This window comes from Pseudomonas sp. EGD-AK9 (assembly GCF_000465935.2).
GTDB lineage: Bacteria > Pseudomonadota > Gammaproteobacteria > Pseudomonadales > Pseudomonadaceae > Aquipseudomonas.
This window is the reverse complement of sequence record NZ_AVOF01000439.1, coordinates 1-2,271: the sequence shown is the minus strand read 5'-3', so window position 1 is coordinate 2,271 and position 2,271 is coordinate 1. Positions and strand designations below refer to the sequence as shown.

The 2,271-nt window shown below is 70.1% G+C and carries 2 protein-coding genes and 1 pseudogene; all 3 read right to left on the bottom strand.

Annotation, left to right across the window (positions count from 1 at the left end; all coding sequences use genetic code 11):
• A pseudogene (locus tag N878_RS18115) lies at positions 1 to 308 on the bottom strand (hypothetical protein); the annotation flags it as partial.
• Positions 308 to 1,597, bottom strand: a complete 1,290-nt coding sequence (hemL, locus tag N878_RS18110) for a glutamate-1-semialdehyde 2,1-aminomutase (RefSeq protein WP_021444991.1) — start codon at positions 1,595 to 1,597, stop codon at positions 308 to 310. The pseudogene N878_RS18115 and the gene hemL, both read right to left, overlap by 1 nt.
• 22 nt (positions 1,598 to 1,619) lie before the next feature.
• On the bottom strand, positions 1,620 to 2,249 hold the full coding sequence (gene thiE / locus N878_RS18105; RefSeq protein WP_021444990.1) for a thiamine phosphate synthase: 630 nt from the start codon (positions 2,247 to 2,249) through the stop codon (positions 1,620 to 1,622).
• Positions 2,250 to 2,271 lie beyond the last annotated feature (22 nt).

The following is a 2,271-nucleotide window of genomic DNA, read 5'->3' as shown; positions in this document are numbered from 1 at the left end:
CCCCAGTTCGGCCGGCTCCAGGCCCAGCCGCGGCCCAGCGCCAGGGCGGCGGCGCCGAGCAGGGGCAGGGCGAGAAAGCTGCTGGCCTGGGAGAGCCACAGGTGCGCGCCCTGCCAGCCGGGGTCGAAGCCGTAGCGCAGCATGCCGACGCCTGCCGCCGCGGCCGGCAGCAGGAAACCCAGCAGGGCGCAGAACAGCGCCGGCTGATCGGCCTCGCCATAGTGCTTGCGGGCCTTGCCGATGACCAGCGCGCAGGCCAGGCAGGCCAGCGCGAGCACGCCGTCGGAGAGCGCGGTGCTGTACTGCATCAGGCTTTTTTCAGTTCGGCAAAGGCGCGCTCGGCGGCGTCCAGGGTCAGTTGCAGTTCGGCCTCGCCGTGGGCGATGGAGGTGAAGCCGGCCTCATAGGCGCTGGGCGCCAGGTACACGCCGCCGTCCAGCATCAGGTGGAAGAAGCGCTTGAAGCGTTCGACGTCGCTGGCCATCACGTCGGCGAAGGTGACGATGTCGTCGGCGCCGCTGAAGTACAGGCCGAACATGGCGCCGGCCTGGGTGGTGACGAAGGGGATGCCGGCGGCATCGGCGCGCTGCTGCAGGCCGTCGAGCATGCGTGTGGTGTAGTCGGAGAGTTCGCTGTGGAAGCCCGGGCGGCTGATCAGCTTGAGGGTGGTCAGGCCGGCGGCCATGGCCAGCGGGTTACCCGACAGGGTGCCGGCCTGGTAGACCGGGCCGAGCGGGGCGACGCACTCCATGATCGCGCGCTTGCCGCCGAAGCAGCCCACCGGCATGCCGCCGCCGATGATCTTGCCGAAGGTGGTCAGGTCCGGGGTGACGCCGTAGTGCGCCTGGGCTCCGCCGAGGGCGACGCGAAAACCCGTCATCACCTCGTCGAAGATCAGCACCACGCCGTGCTGGTCGCACAGCGCGCGCAGGCCTTCGAGGAAACCCGGCGCCGGCGGCACGCAGTTCATGTTGCCGGCCACCGGCTCGACGATGATGCACGCGACTTCCTGGCCGACCTGCGCCAGGCACTCGGCCACGGCGTCGATGTCGTTGAACGGCAGGGTCAGGGTGTGCTTGGCGAAGGCCGCCGGCACGCCGGCGGAGTTCGGTACGCCCTGGGTCAGGGCGCCGGAACCGGCCTTGACCAGCAGGCTGTCGGAGTGGCCGTGGTAGCAGCCTTCGAACTTGATGATGCTGTCGCGGCCGGTGTAGCCACGGGCCAGGCGGATGGCGCTCATGGTCGCCTCGGTGCCGGAGCTGACCATGCGCACCATCTCCATCGACGGCACCAGCGAGCAGACCAGCTCGGCCATCTCGGTTTCCAGCGCGGTCGGCGCGCCGTAGGACAGGCCGTGCTGCAGCTGGCGACGCACCGAGTCGAGCACCTCCGGGTGGCTGTGGCCGAGGATCATCGGGCCCCAGGAGCCGACGTAGTCGACGTAGCGCTTGTCGTCTTCGTCCACCACATAGGCGCCTTCGGCGTGCTTGAAGAACAGCGGGGTGCCGCCGACGCTCTTGAAGGCGCGCACCGGCGAGTTGACGCCGCCGGGGATGTGCTTCTGCGCGTTGGTGAACAAAATTTCGGAACGGGACATGGCAGGTCTCTCTACAAACGAATCAGTCGAACAGCGCGGCGAAGGCGCGGGCGCGGTCTTCCACCTCGGTGGCGCAGTCCGCGGCGAACAGGGCGTGAATCACCGCGACCAGGCTGGCGCCGCGGGCGATCAGGCCGGGGGCGTTGTCCAGGGTCACGCCGCCGATGGCGACGATGGGCTGGGCAAAGCGCGCGCGCGCCTCGTCCAGCAGCTCCAGGGTGGCGGCCGGGGCGCCGGGCTTGGTGTTGGAGTTGAAGAAGCGGCCGAAGGCGATGTAGCTGGCGCCTTCGGCGACTGCGCGCTCGGCCAGCTCCAGCTGGGCATGGCAGGTGCCGCCGATCACGCATTCAGTGCCGAGGCGAGCGCGAGCGGCGGCCAGCGAGCCATCGCTCTGGCCCAGATGCAGGCCGACGTTCAGCCGTGCGGCCAGCTCCAGGTCGTCGTTGATGATCAGCGTGGCGCCGTGGCGGGCGCAGAGTTCGGCCAGGGCCTGGGCTTCGTCGAAACGGCGCACGGCATCGGTGGATTTGTCGCGGTACTGCAGCAGACGCGCGCCGCCGCGCAGCGCGGCCTCGGCGTAGGGCAGCAGCTTGCCGCCGGCCAGCAGCGGGGTGTCGGTGATGGCGTAGAGGCCGCGCAGCGCCGCAGTCATTGGGCGAAGTCCAGCGGCAGGG

Excerpts from the sequence above, each read along its gene's own strand:
- hemL (WP_021444991.1), bottom strand. The coding sequence starts at position 1,597 with ATGTCCCGTTCCGAAATTTTGTTCACCAACGCGCAGAAGCACATCCCC.
- thiE (WP_021444990.1), bottom strand. The coding sequence starts at position 2,249 with ATGACTGCGGCGCTGCGCGGCCTCTACGCCATCACCGACACCCCGCTG.